The 18,953-nt window shown below is 34.4% G+C and carries 15 protein-coding genes, 1 pseudogene and 2 riboswitches; of the genes and pseudogenes, 12 read left to right on the top strand and 4 right to left on the bottom strand.

Annotated elements, in window-relative coordinates; genetic code table 11:
* The first annotated feature begins 7 nt into the window (after positions 1-7).
* The 6 genes from AC2CGN_RS21505 (at position 8) to guaA (ending at position 7,818) form a co-directional block, all read left to right on the top strand.
* Positions 8-808, top strand: coding sequence for an ABC transporter permease (locus AC2CGN_RS21505; protein ID WP_484516125.1), 801 nt, complete (start codon positions 8-10; stop codon positions 806-808).
* Entirely contained in the window at positions 805-1,485 is a 681-nt protein-coding gene (locus tag AC2CGN_RS21500) for an ABC transporter ATP-binding protein (RefSeq protein WP_429983147.1), read from the top strand. The genes AC2CGN_RS21505 and AC2CGN_RS21500 overlap by 4 nt, the downstream gene beginning before the upstream one ends.
* Positions 1,486-1,675: 190 nt before the next feature.
* Positions 1,676-2,620 carry an AAA family ATPase gene (locus tag AC2CGN_RS21495; protein WP_484516123.1) on the top strand — a complete coding sequence of 315 codons (945 nt, stop codon included), beginning with the start codon at positions 1,676-1,678 and terminating at the stop codon, positions 2,618-2,620.
* Positions 2,617-3,798 carry a DUF58 domain-containing protein gene (locus tag AC2CGN_RS21490; protein ID WP_484516121.1) on the top strand — a complete coding sequence of 394 codons (1,182 nt, stop codon included), beginning with the start codon at positions 2,617-2,619 and terminating at the stop codon, positions 3,796-3,798. The genes AC2CGN_RS21495 and AC2CGN_RS21490 overlap by 4 nt, the downstream gene beginning before the upstream one ends.
* The gene (locus tag AC2CGN_RS21485) at positions 3,795-5,975 is read left to right on the top strand and encodes a transglutaminase TgpA family protein (protein WP_484516119.1); all 2,181 of its coding nucleotides are present in this window, start codon (positions 3,795-3,797) and stop codon (positions 5,973-5,975) included. Before AC2CGN_RS21490 ends, AC2CGN_RS21485 begins: the two co-directional genes overlap by 4 nt.
* 35 nt (positions 5,976-6,010) lie before the next feature.
* Positions 6,011-6,112: riboswitch (purine riboswitch) on the top strand.
* A 152-nt stretch (positions 6,113-6,264) separates the two neighbouring features.
* Positions 6,265-7,818, top strand: coding sequence for a glutamine-hydrolyzing GMP synthase (gene guaA / locus AC2CGN_RS21480; RefSeq protein ID WP_429988149.1), 1,554 nt, complete (start codon positions 6,265-6,267; stop codon positions 7,816-7,818).
* A gap of 611 nt (positions 7,819-8,429) precedes the next feature.
* Here the strand turns inward: guaA and AC2CGN_RS21475 are convergent.
* Positions 8,430-8,693 carry a hypothetical protein gene (locus AC2CGN_RS21475; RefSeq protein ID WP_484516117.1) on the bottom strand — a complete coding sequence of 88 codons (264 nt, stop codon included), beginning with the start codon at positions 8,691-8,693 and terminating at the stop codon, positions 8,430-8,432.
* A gap of 251 nt (positions 8,694-8,944) precedes the next feature.
* Between AC2CGN_RS21475 and AC2CGN_RS21470 the strand changes: the two genes are divergently transcribed.
* The 4 genes from AC2CGN_RS21470 (at position 8,945) to AC2CGN_RS21455 (ending at position 14,573) form a co-directional block, all read left to right on the top strand.
* A complete protein-coding gene (locus tag AC2CGN_RS21470; RefSeq protein ID WP_484516115.1) occupies positions 8,945-9,718 on the top strand; it encodes a response regulator transcription factor in 774 nt (257 codons plus the stop codon).
* A 3-nt stretch (positions 9,719-9,721) separates the two neighbouring features.
* A complete protein-coding gene (locus AC2CGN_RS21465) occupies positions 9,722-11,113 on the top strand; it encodes a sensor histidine kinase (RefSeq protein ID WP_484516113.1) in 1,392 nt (463 codons plus the stop codon).
* Positions 11,114-11,304: 191 nt separating this feature from the next.
* On the top strand, positions 11,305-12,057 hold the full coding sequence (locus tag AC2CGN_RS21460) for an ABC transporter ATP-binding protein (protein ID WP_484516111.1): 753 nt from the start codon (positions 11,305-11,307) through the stop codon (positions 12,055-12,057).
* A complete protein-coding gene (locus AC2CGN_RS21455; protein ID WP_484516110.1) occupies positions 12,054-14,573 on the top strand; it encodes an FtsX-like permease family protein in 2,520 nt (839 codons plus the stop codon). Before AC2CGN_RS21460 ends, AC2CGN_RS21455 begins: the two co-directional genes overlap by 4 nt.
* 121 nt (positions 14,574-14,694) lie before the next feature.
* Here AC2CGN_RS21455 and AC2CGN_RS21450 read toward each other — a convergent pair whose 3' ends face one another.
* Genes AC2CGN_RS21450 through AC2CGN_RS21440 form a run of 3 tightly spaced genes read right to left on the bottom strand, consistent with a single transcriptional unit; the run spans position 14,695 to position 16,101 of the window.
* Positions 14,695-15,237 (bottom strand): DUF7010 family protein, encoded by a 543-nt coding sequence (locus AC2CGN_RS21450; protein ID WP_484516108.1) that lies wholly within the window; start codon positions 15,235-15,237, stop codon positions 14,695-14,697.
* A 10-nt stretch (positions 15,238-15,247) separates the two neighbouring features.
* Complete coding sequence (locus AC2CGN_RS21445) at positions 15,248-15,664, bottom strand: hypothetical protein (RefSeq protein ID WP_286924741.1); 417 nt, start codon at positions 15,662-15,664, stop codon at positions 15,248-15,250.
* Entirely contained in the window at positions 15,661-16,101 is a 441-nt protein-coding gene (locus tag AC2CGN_RS21440; protein WP_484516106.1) for a LytTR family DNA-binding domain-containing protein, read from the bottom strand. Before AC2CGN_RS21440 ends, AC2CGN_RS21445 begins: the two co-directional genes overlap by 4 nt.
* Before the next feature lie 358 nt (positions 16,102-16,459).
* On the opposite strand from AC2CGN_RS21440, the pseudogene AC2CGN_RS21435 reads away from it, so the two are divergent.
* Both AC2CGN_RS21435 and AC2CGN_RS21430 read left to right on the top strand, forming a co-directional pair.
* A pseudogene (locus AC2CGN_RS21435) lies at positions 16,460-16,696 on the top strand (sortase family protein); the annotation flags it as partial.
* Positions 16,697-16,948: 252 nt separating this feature from the next.
* Positions 16,949-17,050, top strand: a riboswitch (purine riboswitch).
* A gap of 132 nt (positions 17,051-17,182) precedes the next feature.
* On the top strand, positions 17,183-18,508 hold the full coding sequence (locus tag AC2CGN_RS21430; protein WP_286924745.1) for an NCS2 family permease: 1,326 nt from the start codon (positions 17,183-17,185) through the stop codon (positions 18,506-18,508).
* Positions 18,509-18,953 lie beyond the last annotated feature (445 nt).

Raw genomic sequence — 18,953 nt, 5'->3', positions numbered from 1 at the left:
GTATAGTATGTTAATTAAATTAGAACTGAAGCAAATGCTTAGAAGTCGATGGATGCAACTTGTATGTCTGCTATTTACATTTGTTTTTACATCTATTATCGTCATTCAGCAAATGGCACTTCCTAATGTTGAAGGCTTTACACGTCAAACTGCCTCATTTTTAAACGTATTACTATTTTTATTGCCGCTGTTTATCCTAACGATTGGCAGTATGAGCATTGCTGGAGATGTAGAATCTGGCTGGTACTCGTTGTTAAAGACATATCCAATGACACGGATGCAATACATTACAGGGAAATATATAGCTACTGTACTAGCCTTTTTATTGGTCGTGCTGTTAGCGTTTGGGGTTATCGTAACGCTAGGAGGGATTTTAGGTGGTGTGCGATTGCCTACTATTTTCATCACGCTAACTTTGCTATGTATATTAATTTTTGTGTCTTTAGCCGTTTCGATTGGAGCCTTTGCCAAAACTAGATTATTGGCACTATCGTTATCACTTGTGATTTGGTCTATTTTTTTATTGCTCATTTCTTACGCTTTGATGGCCATAGGTACTGTTGTAGCAGGTCATGTGATGCAAAAGCTTACCATTATTGCGATACATATTAATCCTGTAGAGTGGTTACGCTTCGGCTATTTTATTTTTACAAACCAAGCTAGCGTGCTTGGTCCAGCATTTTATAGTGTGACAAAATTTTACTCCTCATCATTAGGATACACGCTATATGGAGCTATAACGATGCTTTGGATCATTTGTCCATTAGCTTTCAGCAGTAGGCTTTTAAAGAAAGGGGGAAGAAGATGATGCTACTAGAAGCCAACAAATTATCACATGTATATGACAATAATAGAGGACTTCAGGAAGCTTCCTTTTCCCTACAGACAGGGCGTGTTCTAGCTCTTGTGGGGGGGAATGGCGCTGGCAAAAGTACATTAATTCGATTGTTAACAGGACAGGAAAAGCAAAAATCAGGTGAAATGATTTGGCATAAACCGCAAACTATCCGATATATGCCAGATGATGTTGACTTTCCATCTATGTTATCAGCAATAGAGATTTTACAGCTACTTGCCTCTTTCAAGAACGTTGATAAGGAGGAGCAAGAAAATGTATTAAGACGTGTCGCGCTATGGGATGTAAGAAAACAGAGAGTAAAGCAATTCTCAAAAGGAATGCGTCAGCGTCTGAACCTTGCCCAAAGCTTACTTGGCAATGGCTCGTTGCTTATTTTAGATGAGCCAACAAATGGACTTGATCCGTTTTGGATAGCTGAGCTAAAAAAATTGATGCTCGAGGAAAAAAACAAAGGTTGTACAGTCATATTTTCCACACATTTGCTGGCATTTGCTGAGGAAGTGGCAGATGATGTGTTAGTTTTACACGAGGGGAAAATACTTATCTCAGGAGCCTTAAAGGAAATTCTCTTACAGGAGGATTCGCCCTCACTAGAGAATTTATGGTTAAAAAAATTAAATCTGTAACATTTTGATAGGTAATGGCGTTCTATGTTAGTGGGTAGACTTGTTTGAAGGAATTCAGACAAGTCTTCTTTTATGTGCTTAATGGTCAGAATTTCATAATATTGTCTTACGGGCAATATTTCGTTATGCTTAAGATAAGTTATCGTGCAATTCAAATAATTGTAGGATGAAATGGGAGGTTTTTTAATTTATGAATTCGCAAATACAAGATATTTTAGAAAATATAGAAAAAGTAATGATTGGTAAAAGAGAGGTAGCTGAGCTTAGTATAGTTGCTTTGCTGGCGAGAGGGCATATTTTACTAGAGGATGTACCAGGTGTAGGTAAAACAATGATGGTGCGAGCGTTAGCAAAGTCTTTTGATGCCCAATTTAAAAGAATTCAATTTACGCCGGATTTATTGCCCTCTGATGTGGTTGGGGTATCTATTTATAATCCGAAAACAATGGAATTTGAGTTTCGACCTGGTCCGATAATGGGAGATGTTATATTAGCCGATGAAATCAATCGTACATCTCCAAAAACACAATCTGCGTTGCTTGAAGGAATGGAAGAAGCTTCTGTCACAATCGATGGGAACACCCTAGCAATCCAGCAGCCATTTTTCGTTATGGCAACACAAAATCCGATCGAACATGAAGGGACATATCCATTACCAGAGGCACAGCTTGATCGTTTTTTACTAAAAATAAAAATGGGTTATCCATCTAGAAATGAAGAGGTAGAGATACTACGTCGAGCTGAAAATGGTAAGCCAATTGAAAAGATTAAAGCTGTACTAACAGTTGGGCAATTAAAAGAATTACAGGAACTCGTGCAAGGTGTGTATGTTGAAGATTCTGTCAAAAATTATATGGTAGAGTTAGCATCACAAACAAGGGAAAATAGCTATGTAAATTTAGGGGTAAGCCCTCGTGCAACGATTGCGCTAATGAAAGCCTCACAAGCCTATGCTTTTTTGAAAGGACGTAGTTATGTTACACCGGATGATGTCCAATATCTTATACCATTTGTATTTAGCCACCGATTAGTATTAAAGTCTGATGCGCGATATGATAACGTAACTGCCGAAGAAATTATTGAGCGCATAATTGCAAAAACACCTGTACCAACAAAGAGGTTTGCGGAGCAATGAAGAAATGGAAAGTATTGATAGAGAAAAGTAAACATTTCTTATTAGTTACTTTGTTAATCATTTTTACATTTTGCTATGCTATGTTTCAGGGGGGCTTTGTTAGTTGGTTTGTATTTTTTACAGTTAGTCCATTTCTGTTATATGCCTTTATTTTCTTATTAGTAAGAGAGGAAATTTTACTTGTAGAACGTGAAATTGAACCCTCTCATATTGAAAGTGGGCAATCAGCTAAGGTTACAATTACTGTAGAGCGAAAAACACGCTTCCCATTTGCGTATATGATGATGGAGGAGCTAGTAAATAGTGAGTCCCTTGTGCAATCGAAGGTACAAGGAGCAAATGCCGTTATGTTTGTAGGTTTTAAGAAAAAGTTTAGCTGGAGTTATCTGCTAGAAAATATGCCACGCGGTGAGCATCGTTACCTAGGTGTAACTATTGTTTTCAATGATTTCTTTGGTTTGGCAAAAAAAAGTGTTTCCGCGGAAAAGGAACAAGTGATTTTAATTTATCCAAGAGTTCGTGAAATGAAATATGCCGCACTTCAAACAAAATTTGATGCCGGATCCATGATGTCACCTTATTCTATCGTTAAGGATACTTCAATGGCTGTTGGACTACGTGAGTACGTTCCGGGTGATCGTTTTTCGTGGATTCACTGGAAATCATTTGCAAAAACGCAAACTTTACAATCAAAAGAATTTGAGGATCGTCAATCACAGGAGCTAATGTTAGTGCTCAATGCGAAAAAATCACCGTTATTTGAAGAAAAGGTTGAGCTAGTAGCATCAATATTACAAACAATAGTAGATGAACGAGGAGATATTTCATTCGTTTCAGCGGGTGCAAAAACGAAGGTGTTTCCACTAATCCAGGGGAATAAGCAGTTGGATCAGGTCATGCATCATTTAGCTGCTATAAAGTCTACAGAAAATATTAAATTCCAATTACGAGATCAACGAGCCTTTAAGCATGTTGCAACAATGTTATATGTCACGAGCGAAGTATCTGATGAATTATTACATACTCTCGCCACTATGGTGAAAAGCTGTATTTGTTTTGTGGTGGCAGAACAGTCACCTATACAAACAGATTTATCTAAGCGCTATAAACAAATACAAGTTGTTCATGTTAATCCACTTGATTATTATCATTTATTCACGGAGGTGATGAAGCCGTGAAAAAAACAGTAGGAGATTATATAGAATTAACGATTGCGTATGTAATTGTTTTTTTAATTTTGCGTGAATGGCTTATTCCAGTAATGGAGCTGACTGATACCGCATTACTTCACTTATTTTTGGTGTTTATTGGTCTATCCTTAGCACTTAGCTTATTTCGGGTAAAGCCGCTATTATCAGGGTTGATTAAACTTGGATATATTACGTGGTTTATAGTATTTGTATTTAGTAAAGAACCTTTTTTATCTGGCAACACACTGCCTTTTTTAATACATGAATGGAAATGGAATATGACAGCCATTTTCTCAGGAGAATTTGGACAAGTCTCCGATTCGTTTAGAACAGTTCTTTTCCTTGCCCTTATTTGGATGTTAATATACTTAATTCACCATTGGATAACGGTACGGAATAATATATTCTATTTCTTTGTGTTAACAGTATTCTTTATTGCTACTTTAGATACATTTAGTGACTACAATGGAAAAACGGCAATTGTAAAGGTTATTATACTGGGTTTAATCATGACAGGCTTACTTTTTGTCAAGCGGCTATGGCTCCAAGTCGATGCAACGAATAATGCAATAGGAAAGTGGAAGCTTGTTATACCTATGATTGTTTCTGTATTAATTTTTAGTAGTGTAGCGTTCTTTTTACCGAAGACGGGACCGACCTGGGCTGATCCTGTACCCTTTATCAAAGGAGTTGCAGGACAAGGTGATTTGGGCTCGGGTAAAAAATCAGTTGGCTATAGTAATGATGATAGTCGATTAGGTGGACCATTTCAGGGAGATAATACATTAGTTTTTACAGCCACTTCTCGTGATCGCCACTATTGGCGCATTGATACGAAGGATACCTATACATCAAAAGGGTGGATTCTTTCTCAAGGAAACTTTGGTAAAAATTATTATCAAGCTGATACACCTATTTTAACTTCTTTACAGGTGGGATCTCCAGAAAAAACGCGTGAAATTCAGATGGACATAGCAGTTCCGATGCCGTTTTTAATTCAAACGTATGGAATGCTGTCAGTTTCCGCTCAGGATTCAACCATGTTTGTACAGGATGAGCAAACCGAAAAAATAGGTATCGAGCAACAAAATAACGAATCTAAATTATTATCAAGCTATACGCTATCATATAGTGAACCTGTCTATAGTATGGAGCAGCTTCAATTGTCACAACCATCCATGCTAGAAACCTTAGACCCATCCTTTAATCGCTTTTTGCAATTACCAAATACGCTTCCGCAGCGTGTAAGAGAATTGGCGATAGACATAACAAAGGATAAACCATCAGTGTATGATCAAATCAAAGCAATAGAAAGATATTTTTCATATAATGGTTTTAGATACGATAAAACAGCAGCAGCTATTCCTGCTGAGGATCAGGATTATGTTGATCAATTTTTATTCGATACAAAAATTGGCTACTGTGATAATTTTTCAACATCGATGGTTGTACTACTACGATCGGTAGGTATTCCAGCTCGCTGGGTAAAAGGCTTTGCGCCAGGTGATGCTGGCTCAGTGTCAGATGGTTTGCGTGAGTATCGTATTACAAATAATAATGCACACTCATGGGTGGAGGCATATGTACCTGGAACAGGCTGGATGGAGTTCGAGCCAACGATTGGCTTTACTGGAAATGTGAATATTGATTATGATATTGAAAAAGAAACGCCTCAGCAAGAACAAGTCACTCAGCCAGAAGTAAAACAGGAGCAGCCGAAGAAAGAGCAAGCACCAAAACAAAAGGCTACTAGTTCAACATTTAGTATAGATGTAGTATGGACATGGATGAAAAAACTCACATATGTATGGCTAGCTTTACTTGTTTTACTCATTGCTGTGAGTATCTCATTGTATACGAAACGTAGAACGTGGATACCTAAAATGCAAATAAGAGCTTATCGTAAAAAAGATGCGAATTGGACAAATTTTGATGCTTCTTACCATGATTTAATGAAGCAGTTGTCACGCATAGGCTTACGACGAAAAGATGGAGAAACATTACGAGCTTTTGCTGAAAGGGTAGATATGTCATTAGAGACAGATAAAATGCAAAAATTAACGGTAGTTTATGAGCAACATATCTATGGCAAGGAAGCATACAGTGTTGACTTTAAAGAACTGAAAGAAAGTTGGGAATATTTAATCAATCTCACTATCAGTTGATTTTAGTGGGGACAAAGAGTAAAATGAAAAAAATTATATATGATAAGGATTGCTTTCATATAAGTTCGATAATAAGGTTCGAATGTTTCTACGAAATCACCGTAAATGGTTTCTCTATGAAGGTGGATGTATTGGATAGGTGAGAAGTACGTAAAATCACTTTTCTTTGCTACGCATTCGCCTTTATAATTCAAGAGCTTATGAACGCGTAGGAAGTTTTTACTTTCATACGCGTTTTTCTTTGAACACATGAAGATATCCTTTAAAAATAGTAGAAGAGGTGGAAATTTTGTCAGCTAGCCCTTTATTAAAAGAGCAAGAAAAAATCGTTGTACTAGACTTCGGTAGCCAATTTAACCAATTAATTACGCGTCGTATCCGTGAATTTGGAGTTTTCAGTGAGCTACACCCACACACAGTCACAGCAGAAGAAATTAAAGCCATGAATGCAACTGGTATTATCTTCTCAGGTGGTCCAAACTCTGTTTATGATGAAAATGCCTTTCATGTTGACCCAGCTATTTTTGAATTAGGCTTACCAATCCTAGGTATTTGCTACGGTATGCAATTAATGGCACATACACAAGGTGGTAAAGTAGAAGGTGCTGAAACACGCGAATATGGTAAAGCGGAAATCCAAGTAACAACTTCTAATAAACTATTTGGAGAGTTGCCTTCTGAGCAAGTTGTTTGGATGAGTCATGGTGACCATGTGACAGAAGTACCTCCTGGCTTTGAAGTGATCGCAACAAGCGCTTCTTGTCCAATTGCGGCAATGGCGAATGCAGAACGTAAACTTTATGCAGTACAATTCCATCCAGAGGTACGTCACTCTGTATACGGTAATGACCTTTTACGTCAGTTTGTGTTCGATATTTGTGAAGCAAAGGGCGACTGGTCAATGGCAAACTTCATTGAGCTTGAAATCGCGAAAATCCGTGAAACAGTGGGTGACAAAAAAGTTTTATGTGCACTTTCTGGCGGTGTAGATTCATCAGTTGTTGCAGTTTTAATTCATAAAGCAATCGGTGACCAATTAACTTGTATGTTTGTAGACCATAACTTAAACCGTAAAGGTGAAGTTGAGCAAGTAATGAAAACATTTACTGAAGACTTCGACATGAATCTTATTAAAATTGATGCACGTCAACGTTTCATGGATAAACTTGCGGGCGTATCTGACCCTGAGAAAAAACGCAAAATTATCGGTAACGAATTTATTTATGTTTTTGATGAAGAAGCATCAAAACTGGAAGGTATGGATTTCCTAGCACAAGGAACACTTTATACGGATATTATCGAATCAGGAACATCTACAGCACAAACAATTAAGTCGCACCACAATGTTGGTGGTCTACCAGAAGATATGCAATTCCAATTAATTGAGCCACTTAAAACATTATTTAAAGATGAAGTGCGCGCATTAGGATTAGAGCTTGGTCTTGACGAGAAAATCGTTTGGCGCCAACCATTCCCAGGTCCAGGATTAGGTATTCGTGTACTTGGTGAAGTAACAGAAGAAAAGCTTGAAATTGTACGCGAATCTGATTTCATCCTACGTGAAGAAATCGCAAAAGCTGGCCTTGATCGCGACATCTGGCAATACTTCACGGTATTACCAGATATTCGTTCAGTCGGCGTAATGGGCGATGCACGTACGTATGACTACGCAATCGGTATCCGTGCCGTAACATCGATCGACGGTATGACTTCTGACTGGGCACGCATTCCTTGGGATGTACTAGAAAAAATCTCTGTCCGCCTAGTAAATGAAGTAAAACACGTGAACCGCGTACTGTACGATATTACATCTAAGCCACCAGCAACGATTGAGTGGGAATAATTTAATATAGTTGTATTAGAGATTTAGACATTTCACCTGCAACAACTGACTTTCAAAACAGGGCTTTCCTTTATTCATGTAATTCATGATTAAAGGGAGGTCTTTTTTTATTAGAATTTTTGAGTTGATAGACGATGTCAAGATGAATCGAGAAATGGGCACAAACCGAAGTATTAAGATGTGTATTTGGCGCATGAAGCGTTGGTTTATGGAATGTCATTGATATTAAAGCAGTAAAGTCGGTTCACATTAAGTAATATGCTCAGTACCGTCAGTAACTAGGGAATGAAAGGCAGATAAACATTGAAGAACAAAATATCGCAACATTATAAGTGTTCTTCAACAATTTGATTGAAGAAGAATTACCCTGAAGTAATCCAATGCTTAGAAACAAAATATGACGTTTAACGCTGGAGAAGTGAAGCGTATTATCAATGTTGTAAAAAAAGAAATGTATTCCAAAATCCATAGTATGAAGGAAGCTAATATTTCAATTTGTCACATTCGGCATAACTAAAGGACTTGCATATATGACATTCATCATACACGCAAGTCTATTAGCTTCAATGTGTGAAGGCTAGTTTCGAATGTAAAAGGGGGTAGTCATCCCTTCACTTGTCATGAAGAGCTAACATCTTATAAAAAGAAAAAATAATAGACACTAGGCTAACACTAAAAAGTATGCTCCCAATAACTAAAAAAATATTTATGTTTGATTGCATTACTAATTCATACTTCCAAGTATCAGCTCCACCTAGTCTGTGTAACCAATTATCAGCTAGGGATGTGCCAAAACTAACACTAAAGAAACTTAATATTAAACCCACAATTCCTAAAGATGAACCTATAATAATTAGCTTTTTGTATTTTTCCATCTTTTCCTCCTTCTTTGGCTTTAGTTAATTTAATAAATATCCTTCTTAAATAAGATTATGAAGCTACTCTTAGTAAAAAAGAAAAGCATAGTAAATCCGAAAAAATCAAAAAAAGGCAAAGTAAAGCCTGTTGGAAAACGTAATAAATCATTCGTTTTTTTATGAATACAGCTTCTAAGTAGTCTTGCCTTTTAAATCTACAAGAATTTACATCCATTGTAATATCTAAGCATGTTCTTTAATTATATAGTATGAATACTACAAAGGGAGTTATAAATGGTAAAATAAGCTATAGAAATTTAATTAAAGAGGTGGTTAAATTGCCTTTTAAAAATATTTTAATTGTTGATGACCATATAGAAATTATACAATTAATGACTGATTTCCTAGAAATAGAAAATTATAAAGTTTATAGTGCTAAAAATGCTGAAGAGGCAGAAACACTGTTACGTCAAAGGACAATAGATTGTATTATTTTAGACATTATGCTGCCTGGTACTGATGGCTTTACACTTTGCAAGAGAATCCGAAAAGAATCAGAGATTCCTATTTTAATTTTAAGTGCCAATCATCAAACCGATGCAGATAAAATTAGGGGTCTCATGCTTGGAGCTGATGATTATATTGTCAAAACAGCAAGTCCAAGTGAAATCGTTGCAAGGGTCAAGGCAGTTGAAAGAAGAATAGCTATACATTCTCGGAAAGCTATAGATGTGCAGAGGGTTTTATCTGTCGATCAACTTGAATTAAACTTAGACACGAGGTCAGTAAGAGTAGGACAACAAGCAGTAGAGCTAACGACAATTGAGTTTAATTTATTATGTTACTTTATGGAAAATGAGGGGATTGTGCTAAAATATGAGCAAATTATAGATAGAATATGGAATGACGATGTAACTGGTTTTCACAGTGTGCGAGTCCATATTGCGAAATTAAGAGAAAAGCTAGCCCCTTTTGATACAGTTCCCGAGATAAAAACAATTAGATCCATTGGTTACCAGTTGCATAAAGGAATGAGAGGATAAAAGATGCCAAAGATTAGCTTTAAGGTGTTTATTGCGTTGAGCCTAATTATTATTGTTTTCATGCCAATCCTTTTAGCGAAAACTGCTTCACACCTAACGAATGTTTTTTCATCTAAAGAGAGTCAAAGATTCGATTTGGACTCATGGGTGCAGAATAATATAGTAAACATTGATAAGACACAGTTTGATAAGGAAGAATGGAAAAGTCAATTAAAAAATAGAGCAGAAGCAGATAACCTTGATTTGTTCATTATTTTTGAAGATGATGAATTGCTCTATACGGAAGTAATGAAAAAACCTGAAAATACTCTTTTTCTTGAAGGTGGTCAACATCCTGTAGAAAATTTTGAAAGAGAACCTAATTTAAATCTAATCCCTTATAATGTTTATTCAGATGATTCGTTAATTGCAAAGGTATATATTAGCTATCCTATACCAGTAGAAGAACAAATTAAAAGTACGAATTATGACTTTGCCTTTTACATTGGTGCATTTTCTCTAGTCTCTATACTATATATAGTGTTTCTGCAAGTAAATTTAATGAAGCCACTGCGTGCTATTAATAAATCTTCGCAGCTTATATCAAGTGGAACATATAGCGTAGATTTACCAAGTTCCAACATTAAAGAAATGAATTATACTACTCATGCCTTTATTGAAATGGCTAAAAATCTCAAATTATCGAAAGCGAATAACGAAAGATTAGAAGATGAAAGAAAACTCTTTGTGTCTTCCATTGTTCATGATTTAAGGACACCTATTTTTCCATTGCGAGGTTATTTGGAGGGATTAATAAAGGGACTTTTTAAAAACGAGCAAAAGAAAACGCAATATTTAGAAATGAGCATGAAACAAGCAAATCATTTGAATGAATTGGTCACGTCTTTAGCTAATTATTCAGCTATTGAAGGACAAATTAAACTTGAAGAAATAACAGTATTTCAAATTAATGATCTAGTACACGATTTAAAGCAGATGTTGTTTTTTAACCTTTCAGAGAAAAAACTTACGCTAGATATAAATAATCGAACGAGTCAACCCATTGCTGGTGATTATATATTGCTAAAAAGAGCATTTGAAAATGTGCTTATCAATTGTATTCGCCATAGTCCACCAACAGAGATAATAGAAGTATTTATTAGAGAAAGGGATAGTTTTATAGAAACGATTATTTTAGACAATGGAAAGGGGTTTGTGGAAAAGGATCTTGAGCACTTATTTAAGCCTTTATATAAAGGAGATGAAGAAAAGTTTAGTGCTGAACAAAGAATGGGATTAGGTTTAACTATTGCACAGGTTATTATACATAAGCATAGTGGAATAATCAAAGCCGCAAATGATGAGGAAAAAGGAGCGAAGATTATTATAAAATTACCTAAAAATATCATTGAATAAATGATCAGAAAATAAAAAAACGAAGGAAGCGTTCCCCTTCGTTTTTTTATTGTTATATTTTCAAGTTTACTGCCAATTTGTTGTTTATAGAAGGATGATATTTCTTGATAAAGTCTTGATAATAGATCGATAGAAAACTGATTTACCTTGGCTATAATTCTTACAAGAATAAGAAGTGGAGGAGATTAAAAATGTCAGTTCTTAGCGTGAGAGGACTCTCTAAGATATATGGTCAAGGTCAAAGTCAAGTAAAGGCATTAAATCGTATTGAATTAGAAATTGAAAAAGGCGAATTTGTCGCAATAATGGGGACAAGTGGTTCTGGAAAATCGACCCTTTTGAATATGATATCTGGGCTAGATACTTATGATCAAGGAGAAGTTCTAATAAGTGGAGAAAATATAAAAGGGTATTCAGATTACGAGTTGACTCGTTTACGTAGAGAAAAAATAGGGTTTATTTTTCAATTATTTAATTTAATTCCTGTATTGTCTGTTATAGAGAATGTTACCCTCCCAGCAATGCTAACTGTAAAGAATAAGAAAGAATTAGATGAAAAAGCGATAGACTTGTTGCATTTGGTTGGTCTAGGTTCTTTTATACAATCTAAACCTAATCTATTATCTGGAGGTCAACAACAAAGAGTAGCAATAGTGAGAGCGCTTATAAATGACCCGGAATTAATTCTAGCAGACGAACCTACTGGTAGCCTGGATTCAAAAACCTCTAAAGCCATGATGAGTATTCTACGTGACTTTTGTGAGGAACTGGGACATACGTTAATTGTAGTAACACATGATGCAAATGTAGCTGCTTATGCTAATAGAGTTATTTTCATGCATGACGGTAAAATCTGCGATACGCTAAATTTAAAGAACTCAAGCTTGAAGGATAATGAAGTAGTTAGGATCATTGCATCTAAGATTGAGGAACTAAGCTTATGAGATTATTTATTAAAGCAGCTATTAATTCATTATTTAACCATAAGGCCAGAAACGCATTCTTAGTTTTAGGTATTTCTCTAGGTGTTGCTCTAATTGTAATTGTGCAAATAATATTAGCTAGTTTACAAGAAGCAAATGAACAGACAATCAAAAATTTGCATGGTGATTTTGACATAGTAGTTGGTTATCAAGATAGTCATAAGTCACTTACTAAATCAGAGATTGATACGATAGAGATGATAGAAGGAGTGCAGAAAATAAGTCCCTTCCTATACCCATACTTAAACAAAGAAGAAGAGTATGATATGTGGAGCGAACCAACTTACATTGGTTTTAACAATGATGAGCTAGCTTATGAATATCCGTTTGTATCAATAAAATCTGGTAATTTCCCTAAAGCAGAAGAAGCTTTAATTTCTCCCACATACGCTAAATTAAATAATTTGCAAATTGGCTCGAAGATAGAAATGAATTTTCCACCAGAAGGGAAAAGAAAGGTTACGGTAACGGGAATTAGTGAAGAGCATGAAGCATTAACGAATATGGTCATTCTCGACTTTCATTGGCTTCAAGAAGTTACTTTAAACGATGGAAAAACAACCGCATTGATTATTAAGTTAGATGATATTGGAAAGAAATCGGATGTTGTTCAAGAATTGAGAGAGCTTAACCAGGATTTTTTTATTGATAATCGATTAGAGATTGATAATGAACGTAATAATATTGGAGGGCTTGGGCCATTTGTTAAGGGGCTTAATATTGCCATTTACCTAATAAGTGCATTGATACTTATTAGTACAATGAGAATGTCCATTCAGGAAAAACAAAAGGAACTTGCAACGCTACGTCTATTAGGTTTTGGGAAAAAACACATTATGTTTTTTGTTTTAATTGAAACGATGTTAGTAGGATCAATTTCTTTAGCAGTGGGAATCCTTGTTGGTATTCTAGTACCTTTTCTTACATTTGATGTATTTTTAGGACTAATGAATATTCCAAATGCCGGTATTGTATTACCATACCACGATATATTATTTAGTTTGGGGATTTTTACAGTAGTCATTTTTTTATCTTCACTCATTCCTGGCTATATAGCAAGTTTTTCTCCACCAATTGTTGTTTATAGAGGTGTGAAAGGCACACAATGTATTACAAAAAGGTATTTCATGATTAGTTTGTTGTATGTAGTATTCACAACTATATTATTTGTCCTTAATCAATGGCAGTGGCAATCAAGGTTTATATATGTTATTAACGCAGTTTCGTTTATAGCGTTGATATTTATAACGATCCCTCTAATGTTTGTGTTATTTGAAAAAGGAATAAGTCTACTAGATCGAAAAGTAAAGGTTAGAGCAGAAGGCTTATTAGCTACGAAAAATTTACTAAGACAATTAGGCAGAAATGTACAAATCTCTATTATTTTCACTTTAGGTGTTATCATCTCTATTATAGGAATGGTGGTATTAATAAGTGTTAAAGCGAACACGGCTGAAACAATCATGGATACTTACCCAAATGATTTAAAATTAGTGTCTGTGGGATCAGAAAGAGAAGAGGGATTTCCATTTTCATTCTATGACCTTGTCAGTGAGAGTCCTAATATAGAAGCGCATTTTTACACAAATGTAAAGCTGTTTGATACGATGAATCTCCCTGCAAAACAAGGTGAAGTGATACTAGCTCTAAGTGGGACTGATTTACAATACAGCTTAGATAAAAATGAGGTTAAGAAAAAGGACGGTATTCATCTAGAAGAAGAGTTGAGTCCTAACGGTGTCATGATAACAGAGTCTACTTCAAAGAAATTAAGATATCATTTAGGCGATGTAATAGAAGCTAATATCTCTGAAAATATGAATGAGGTGGATAAAAAAGAATTTATCATAGAGGGTATTATAACCAATTCAGAGCATATGAGTGACGACTGCAAAGTATTCACTACTAAAAAAAATATGGAAGATATGTTTCAGATTCATACTCTTCATAGCGTAGAGATGAATATAACATCAGATATAGACCAACAAGAAACATTGAAAGAAGTTCAATCACTGATCCAACAACCACAGTATGCTAATACTATTTTATATAATAAAGCAGAAGAATTGAATGACTTAGAAGAACAATTGTTGCAACGTTTTTTCATTTTATTTCTAGCTGTAGGATTAATCATTATATTTACCATCATCGGGTTAATGAATAGTACAGCCAGTAGTATTAAGGAAAGAATCCAAGAATTAAGTATGCTACGTGTACTTGGTTATACGAAGAAACGATTATTTTCGATATTAATGCTTGAAGGAGCCCTTTTAACGGGAACAGTTGGAATATTTGCAGTAGGGCTATCGATGATTTCCACATACTGTTTGCTTCAAAGTTTAAATGCTACAACATTTCCGTCAATGCCCATACTACTGGGAGGTATAATTGTTCTTTCTCCAATAATAGGTATGGCGGCAGTTTTATTTCCTGCTCTGTGGGCAACGAGGCAAGATTTAATGAAGGGATTACGTTAGAAAGTATAGCTTTTAAAGTTTTTGGTGTTATCTGCAAACTTGGAGTGGGAATAGTCCCTTTATTTGATTTCAACTTATTTGAGTTTGCTCCAAGAAAAAAGCTAGTCTGATTTTTTTCAGACTAGCTTTTAATTTCTTTTTTCAGCATTAAAAATAGGAAAAGCACACCAACCTCTACGATTAATGGAACAATAATAATATGTAAATGGAAGAAGATTATACTTATCAAAATAGCTATACAAATAAATATTGAACTAAATCGATAACTTTTCGATTGGTAAAAGAATGAATATGGTAACAAATGTGCACCGTAAATAATTGCATATACAGGTAAGACCCACATAGGTGCTTTAATTAATAGAAGAATACAAATAATTAAATATAAAATTTGATTGTTTGTTGCAATCAATAGTCCATTAATCAATGGATTTTCTTTATAAAATAAATCAACTTTTAATATTTTGGCACAAAGAATTGAAACCGGAAACAGCAATGCACCACAAGATAAAATACCAATATTTTTTATCATTAAATCTAAAGGCAACACCGTTATTGTTGTGATAACTCCCCAAATAAATATTGATGCCATTATAAAGGGAAGCCCCTTTTTTTGTTTTTGAGCAATATCATTTAATAGTACTTGTAAGCTAGTATTGATGTTCATTTTCGTCTCCTTAATTTTCTAGCGATCTATTCAAACTAGCCGCTATTTTTTTATTTTCATATTTTGAGAAAAAATAAAATCCGATGATATGACCAATTAACGTTAACACTAAAATTAGCAATAAATAAGGTTTGATAAATTCAAATACTTTCGGTGAAAAAAGATATACACTTCCAATACAACAGAAAAAATTCAAAAAAGTACTAATAGTAATTTTAGTTGTTACTTTTAATGTAGAGTAGTTCCACAAATAAGGATAAGCTATACCAAAAACAATCCCCATTAGAACGCTAATCCCAATTAAATTCCAGATATAAAGAAAATTTACTATTTCTTCGTGAAGATTAAAAATAGTAATTAAAAAAACAATCCAAATTAAAACCATAAATGAAACGTTCAAAAAACTATTTTTTAAGTCATTTATCATATCAATTTCTCCTTAATAGATTTTGCATAATGTCTACTGACAATATACTTATTATGATGCTTGGTAATAACCTCCAATCTAGCGTGACTTCCCGAAGCAAACGAATGTATTTGATTCAAATTCAATATCATTGAATTGTTGATTCTAACCAATCCGAATGATTCTAGGTAAGATAACTCTTTTAAAATCTTATTCAACATTAGCTCAGTACCATCTATTAAAAAGATTTTTGTAAAATGACCAGATGCCTCAATTGCTTCTATGTCATTGAGTTCAATTTTAACCTGACGATTTGTTTTGAAATCTGTTGCGCTTAATGTTATAGATTGAAAAAAACGTTGTTCTAATGTTGAAAGCAATTCTTTATTCGATGGATTACTAATAATCTCAATTTCAGAAGATGATTTATTGTTCTTCCAAATATAGTTGAATTTCATGCTTATCTCCTTCCTGTTTTTATCGTAGCAACACTTCTCAGTACTTACGATGTTTTTTCGTTTTGTTGCAAAAAAAATAGATTTTGTTACAACATTGATTCAGTAAATGTAAAGTTAAAGTTTTTACACCCTCAAAAATTTAGAGATGACTCTAAATTTGACTATTTAATAGAATCGACAAATAAAAGTATAACGTATTGTATATTTTGTGTAATTCCTCGTTCACACAGTAAACAAAGTAATGAATCCGTTCCGAAGCTAGGTTGCGAATTAAGTTTAGAGATGTTTATAGTTTCATTGCCCCTATTCAAGATTGTTTTAAAGTTTTGAAAAGTAAAAAGGGAGGATTTAGAAAGAAATCGTTGTTATTCTCTCGAAGGTATACAACAAAACGGATGACGTTTTTAAATACTATCAGATAGAGCATATAGAAACACCCATCGAGTTTGACTCATATGTTCAGAATATTGAACAACTCGCGCTTTATAACACTGGGGTGACAGCGCAATATGGTGACAAACTTATTGTTCTGTCGACATGTGAATATTCTAACGAGAATAGTCGGTTAGCAGTGGTCGCTCGAAAGCGAAGTTAACGATGAGGGAAAACCTTGAAATTAATTATATTGTATTAATTTCATAACGAGTTGAAATTATGAATAACGAAACTCTAGAATCTTAGAATGGATTCTAGAGTTTTTATTAGTTAATAAGCAATTAGTCTAAAATATGTTTAAATGAATAAAACATGAACATTAATTAAGTATTTTACCCGAACTTTCGTATTTTTTTTATAAAAAATGTTCGGAAATAGGGTTGAAATCTGAAAAATGAAATGATATATTACGATTGTAAATTAAATAAGTCGTCGTATAATGTCGGGAATAAGGCCCGTGAGTTTCTACCAAGTTACCGTAAATAACTTGACTACGATTTTAGTTATATATACGAATGTATAGACACTAAATCTTTCACACAATACAGGTGATGAAATATCGTAGACATGCGACTAGTAGTAGAATAGTCAGTGTGTCTTTTTTTGTTTTCGATATTGAAGACGACCAACGGAGGATTTCTTTCAAATGAAAAAATATTTCATGTTTGATGAATTAGGAACGAATTATCGTCGGGAATTTCTTGGTGGCTTCACAACGTTCTTAGCAATGGCTTACATTTTAGTAGTAAACCCATTAACATTGACATTAGCAGATGTGAAGAATTTACCAGATGCTTTACGTATGGATTATGGGGCAGTGTTTGTTGCAACTGCTGTGTCAGCAGCAATTGGTTGTTTTATTATGGGGCTCTTAGCGAAGTATCCTTTGGCTTTAGCGCCTGGTTTAGGGCTTAATGCATTTTTTGCTTATACAGTGGTACTAGTTAATGGTAGCCCATGGCAACATGCTTTAGCAGCAGTATTTATTTCAGGTGTTTTCTTCTTATTATTAACATTAACAGGTTTACGAGAAAAATTAATTAATGCTATCCCTATGGAATTAAAATTGGCGGTAGGTGCTGGTATTGGTTTATTCATTGCATTTATCGGAATGCAAAATGCGAAGATTATTGTTAATAATGATGCGACATTAGTTGGTATTGGTAATTTACGTGATCCCCAGGTATTACTAGCGATTTTTGGCATTATTGTTACAGTTATTCTGATGGTGCGTGGAATTAAAGGCGGCGTATTCTATGGTATGGTAATTACTTCAATTGTAGGTATGATTACTGGACAAGTTGGGTTACCAGAAAAAGTTTTTTCAGCACCACCTAGTATTTCACCAACATTCGGTGCATTATTCAGTGCCTTTTCTGATCCAAGCTTCTATACATTATCTATGCTGTCCGTAATTTTAACTTTCTTATTTGTTGACTTCTTTGATAATGCAGGAACATTAATGGCAGTTGCGAACCAAGCGGGATTAGTGAAAGATAATCGTTTACCCCGTGCTGGTAAAGCTTTAATTTCTGATTCAATTGCAACGATTGTAGGTTCCATTTTTGGTACATCTACAATCACATCTTATGTAGAATCCTCTTCAGGTGTAGCAGCTGGTGCACGTTCAGGTTTTGCTTCAATTGTGACGGGATGTTTATTCCTATTAGCACTCTTCATCTCTCCATTGTTAGGAGTTATTACTTCAGCTGTTACTGCTCCCGCATTAATTATAGTTGGAGTCCTAATGGTTGCTTCTTTAGGTCAAATTGCTTGGAATCGTTTTGAAATTGCTGTACCGTCATTTTTAACAATGATAATGATGCCACTAACTTACTCAATCGCAACAGGTATTGCAGTAGGCTTCATCTTCTATCCATTAACAATGATTATTAAAGGAAAAGCAAAAGAAGTAAATCCGATTATGTATGTGTTTGCGGTCATCTTCTTATTGTATTTAGCAACTTTATAAACAAAGGACTGTTCGTAAATTTTGGTTTTAACCATATTTGTGAACAGTTTTTTTATTGATTTAGTTAATTGATTACTATTCATTTTAAAGATGTATATATAGGAAGTAATTTAATTTATTTAGCTATTAAACTTCACAGAATTATTTTTCTTTTTAAATACAGTTGCATTACTAGAAGATTAATGATATATTTTAAAACGTTGTTACAAAAGTAAACGACAATCTTGAAAAATATTAACGCAAACAGTTGACATAGAGTTAACACTGTGTTAAAGTATAGAAAGTCACTTAAATGTGACGAGTTAATGAACCTTGAAAACTGAACAAGCAAAACGTAATCAATATAGTTTTTAGTAGCAAGCTTTTGCTAGTGAACGAAACAAAAATTTTGGACATCAAAATTGATGCCAGCAAAACAATTTGAGCTAATCAAATTTCTTTTATG

It is taken from the genome of Lysinibacillus sp. DFXJR4, assembly GCF_057196045.1.
Note: the sequence above shows the minus strand (reverse complement) of the source record. Positions and strands in the feature narration are given on the sequence as shown.

Coding starts and splice junctions, on each gene's coding strand:
- AC2CGN_RS21495 (WP_484516123.1), top strand. CDS start 1,676: ATGAATTCGCAAATACAAGATATTTTAGAAAATATAGAAAAAGTAATG.
- AC2CGN_RS21500 (WP_429983147.1), top strand. CDS start 805: ATGATGCTACTAGAAGCCAACAAATTATCACATGTATATGACAATAAT.
- AC2CGN_RS21490 (WP_484516121.1), top strand. CDS start 2,617: ATGAAGAAATGGAAAGTATTGATAGAGAAAAGTAAACATTTCTTATTA.
- AC2CGN_RS21430 (WP_286924745.1), top strand. CDS start 17,183: ATGAAAAAATATTTCATGTTTGATGAATTAGGAACGAATTATCGTCGG.
- AC2CGN_RS21450 (WP_484516108.1), bottom strand. CDS start 15,237: ATGAACATCAATACTAGCTTACAAGTACTATTAAATGATATTGCTCAA.
- AC2CGN_RS21445 (WP_286924741.1), bottom strand. CDS start 15,664: ATGATAAATGACTTAAAAAATAGTTTTTTGAACGTTTCATTTATGGTT.
- AC2CGN_RS21460 (WP_484516111.1), top strand. CDS start 11,305: ATGTCAGTTCTTAGCGTGAGAGGACTCTCTAAGATATATGGTCAAGGT.
- AC2CGN_RS21470 (WP_484516115.1), top strand. CDS start 8,945: ATGAATACTACAAAGGGAGTTATAAATGGTAAAATAAGCTATAGAAAT.
- AC2CGN_RS21505 (WP_484516125.1), top strand. CDS start 8: ATGTTAATTAAATTAGAACTGAAGCAAATGCTTAGAAGTCGATGGATG.
- AC2CGN_RS21465 (WP_484516113.1), top strand. CDS start 9,722: ATGCCAAAGATTAGCTTTAAGGTGTTTATTGCGTTGAGCCTAATTATT.
- AC2CGN_RS21455 (WP_484516110.1), top strand. CDS start 12,054: ATGAGATTATTTATTAAAGCAGCTATTAATTCATTATTTAACCATAAG.
- AC2CGN_RS21440 (WP_484516106.1), bottom strand. CDS start 16,101: ATGAAATTCAACTATATTTGGAAGAACAATAAATCATCTTCTGAAATT.
- AC2CGN_RS21475 (WP_484516117.1), bottom strand. CDS start 8,693: ATGGAAAAATACAAAAAGCTAATTATTATAGGTTCATCTTTAGGAATT.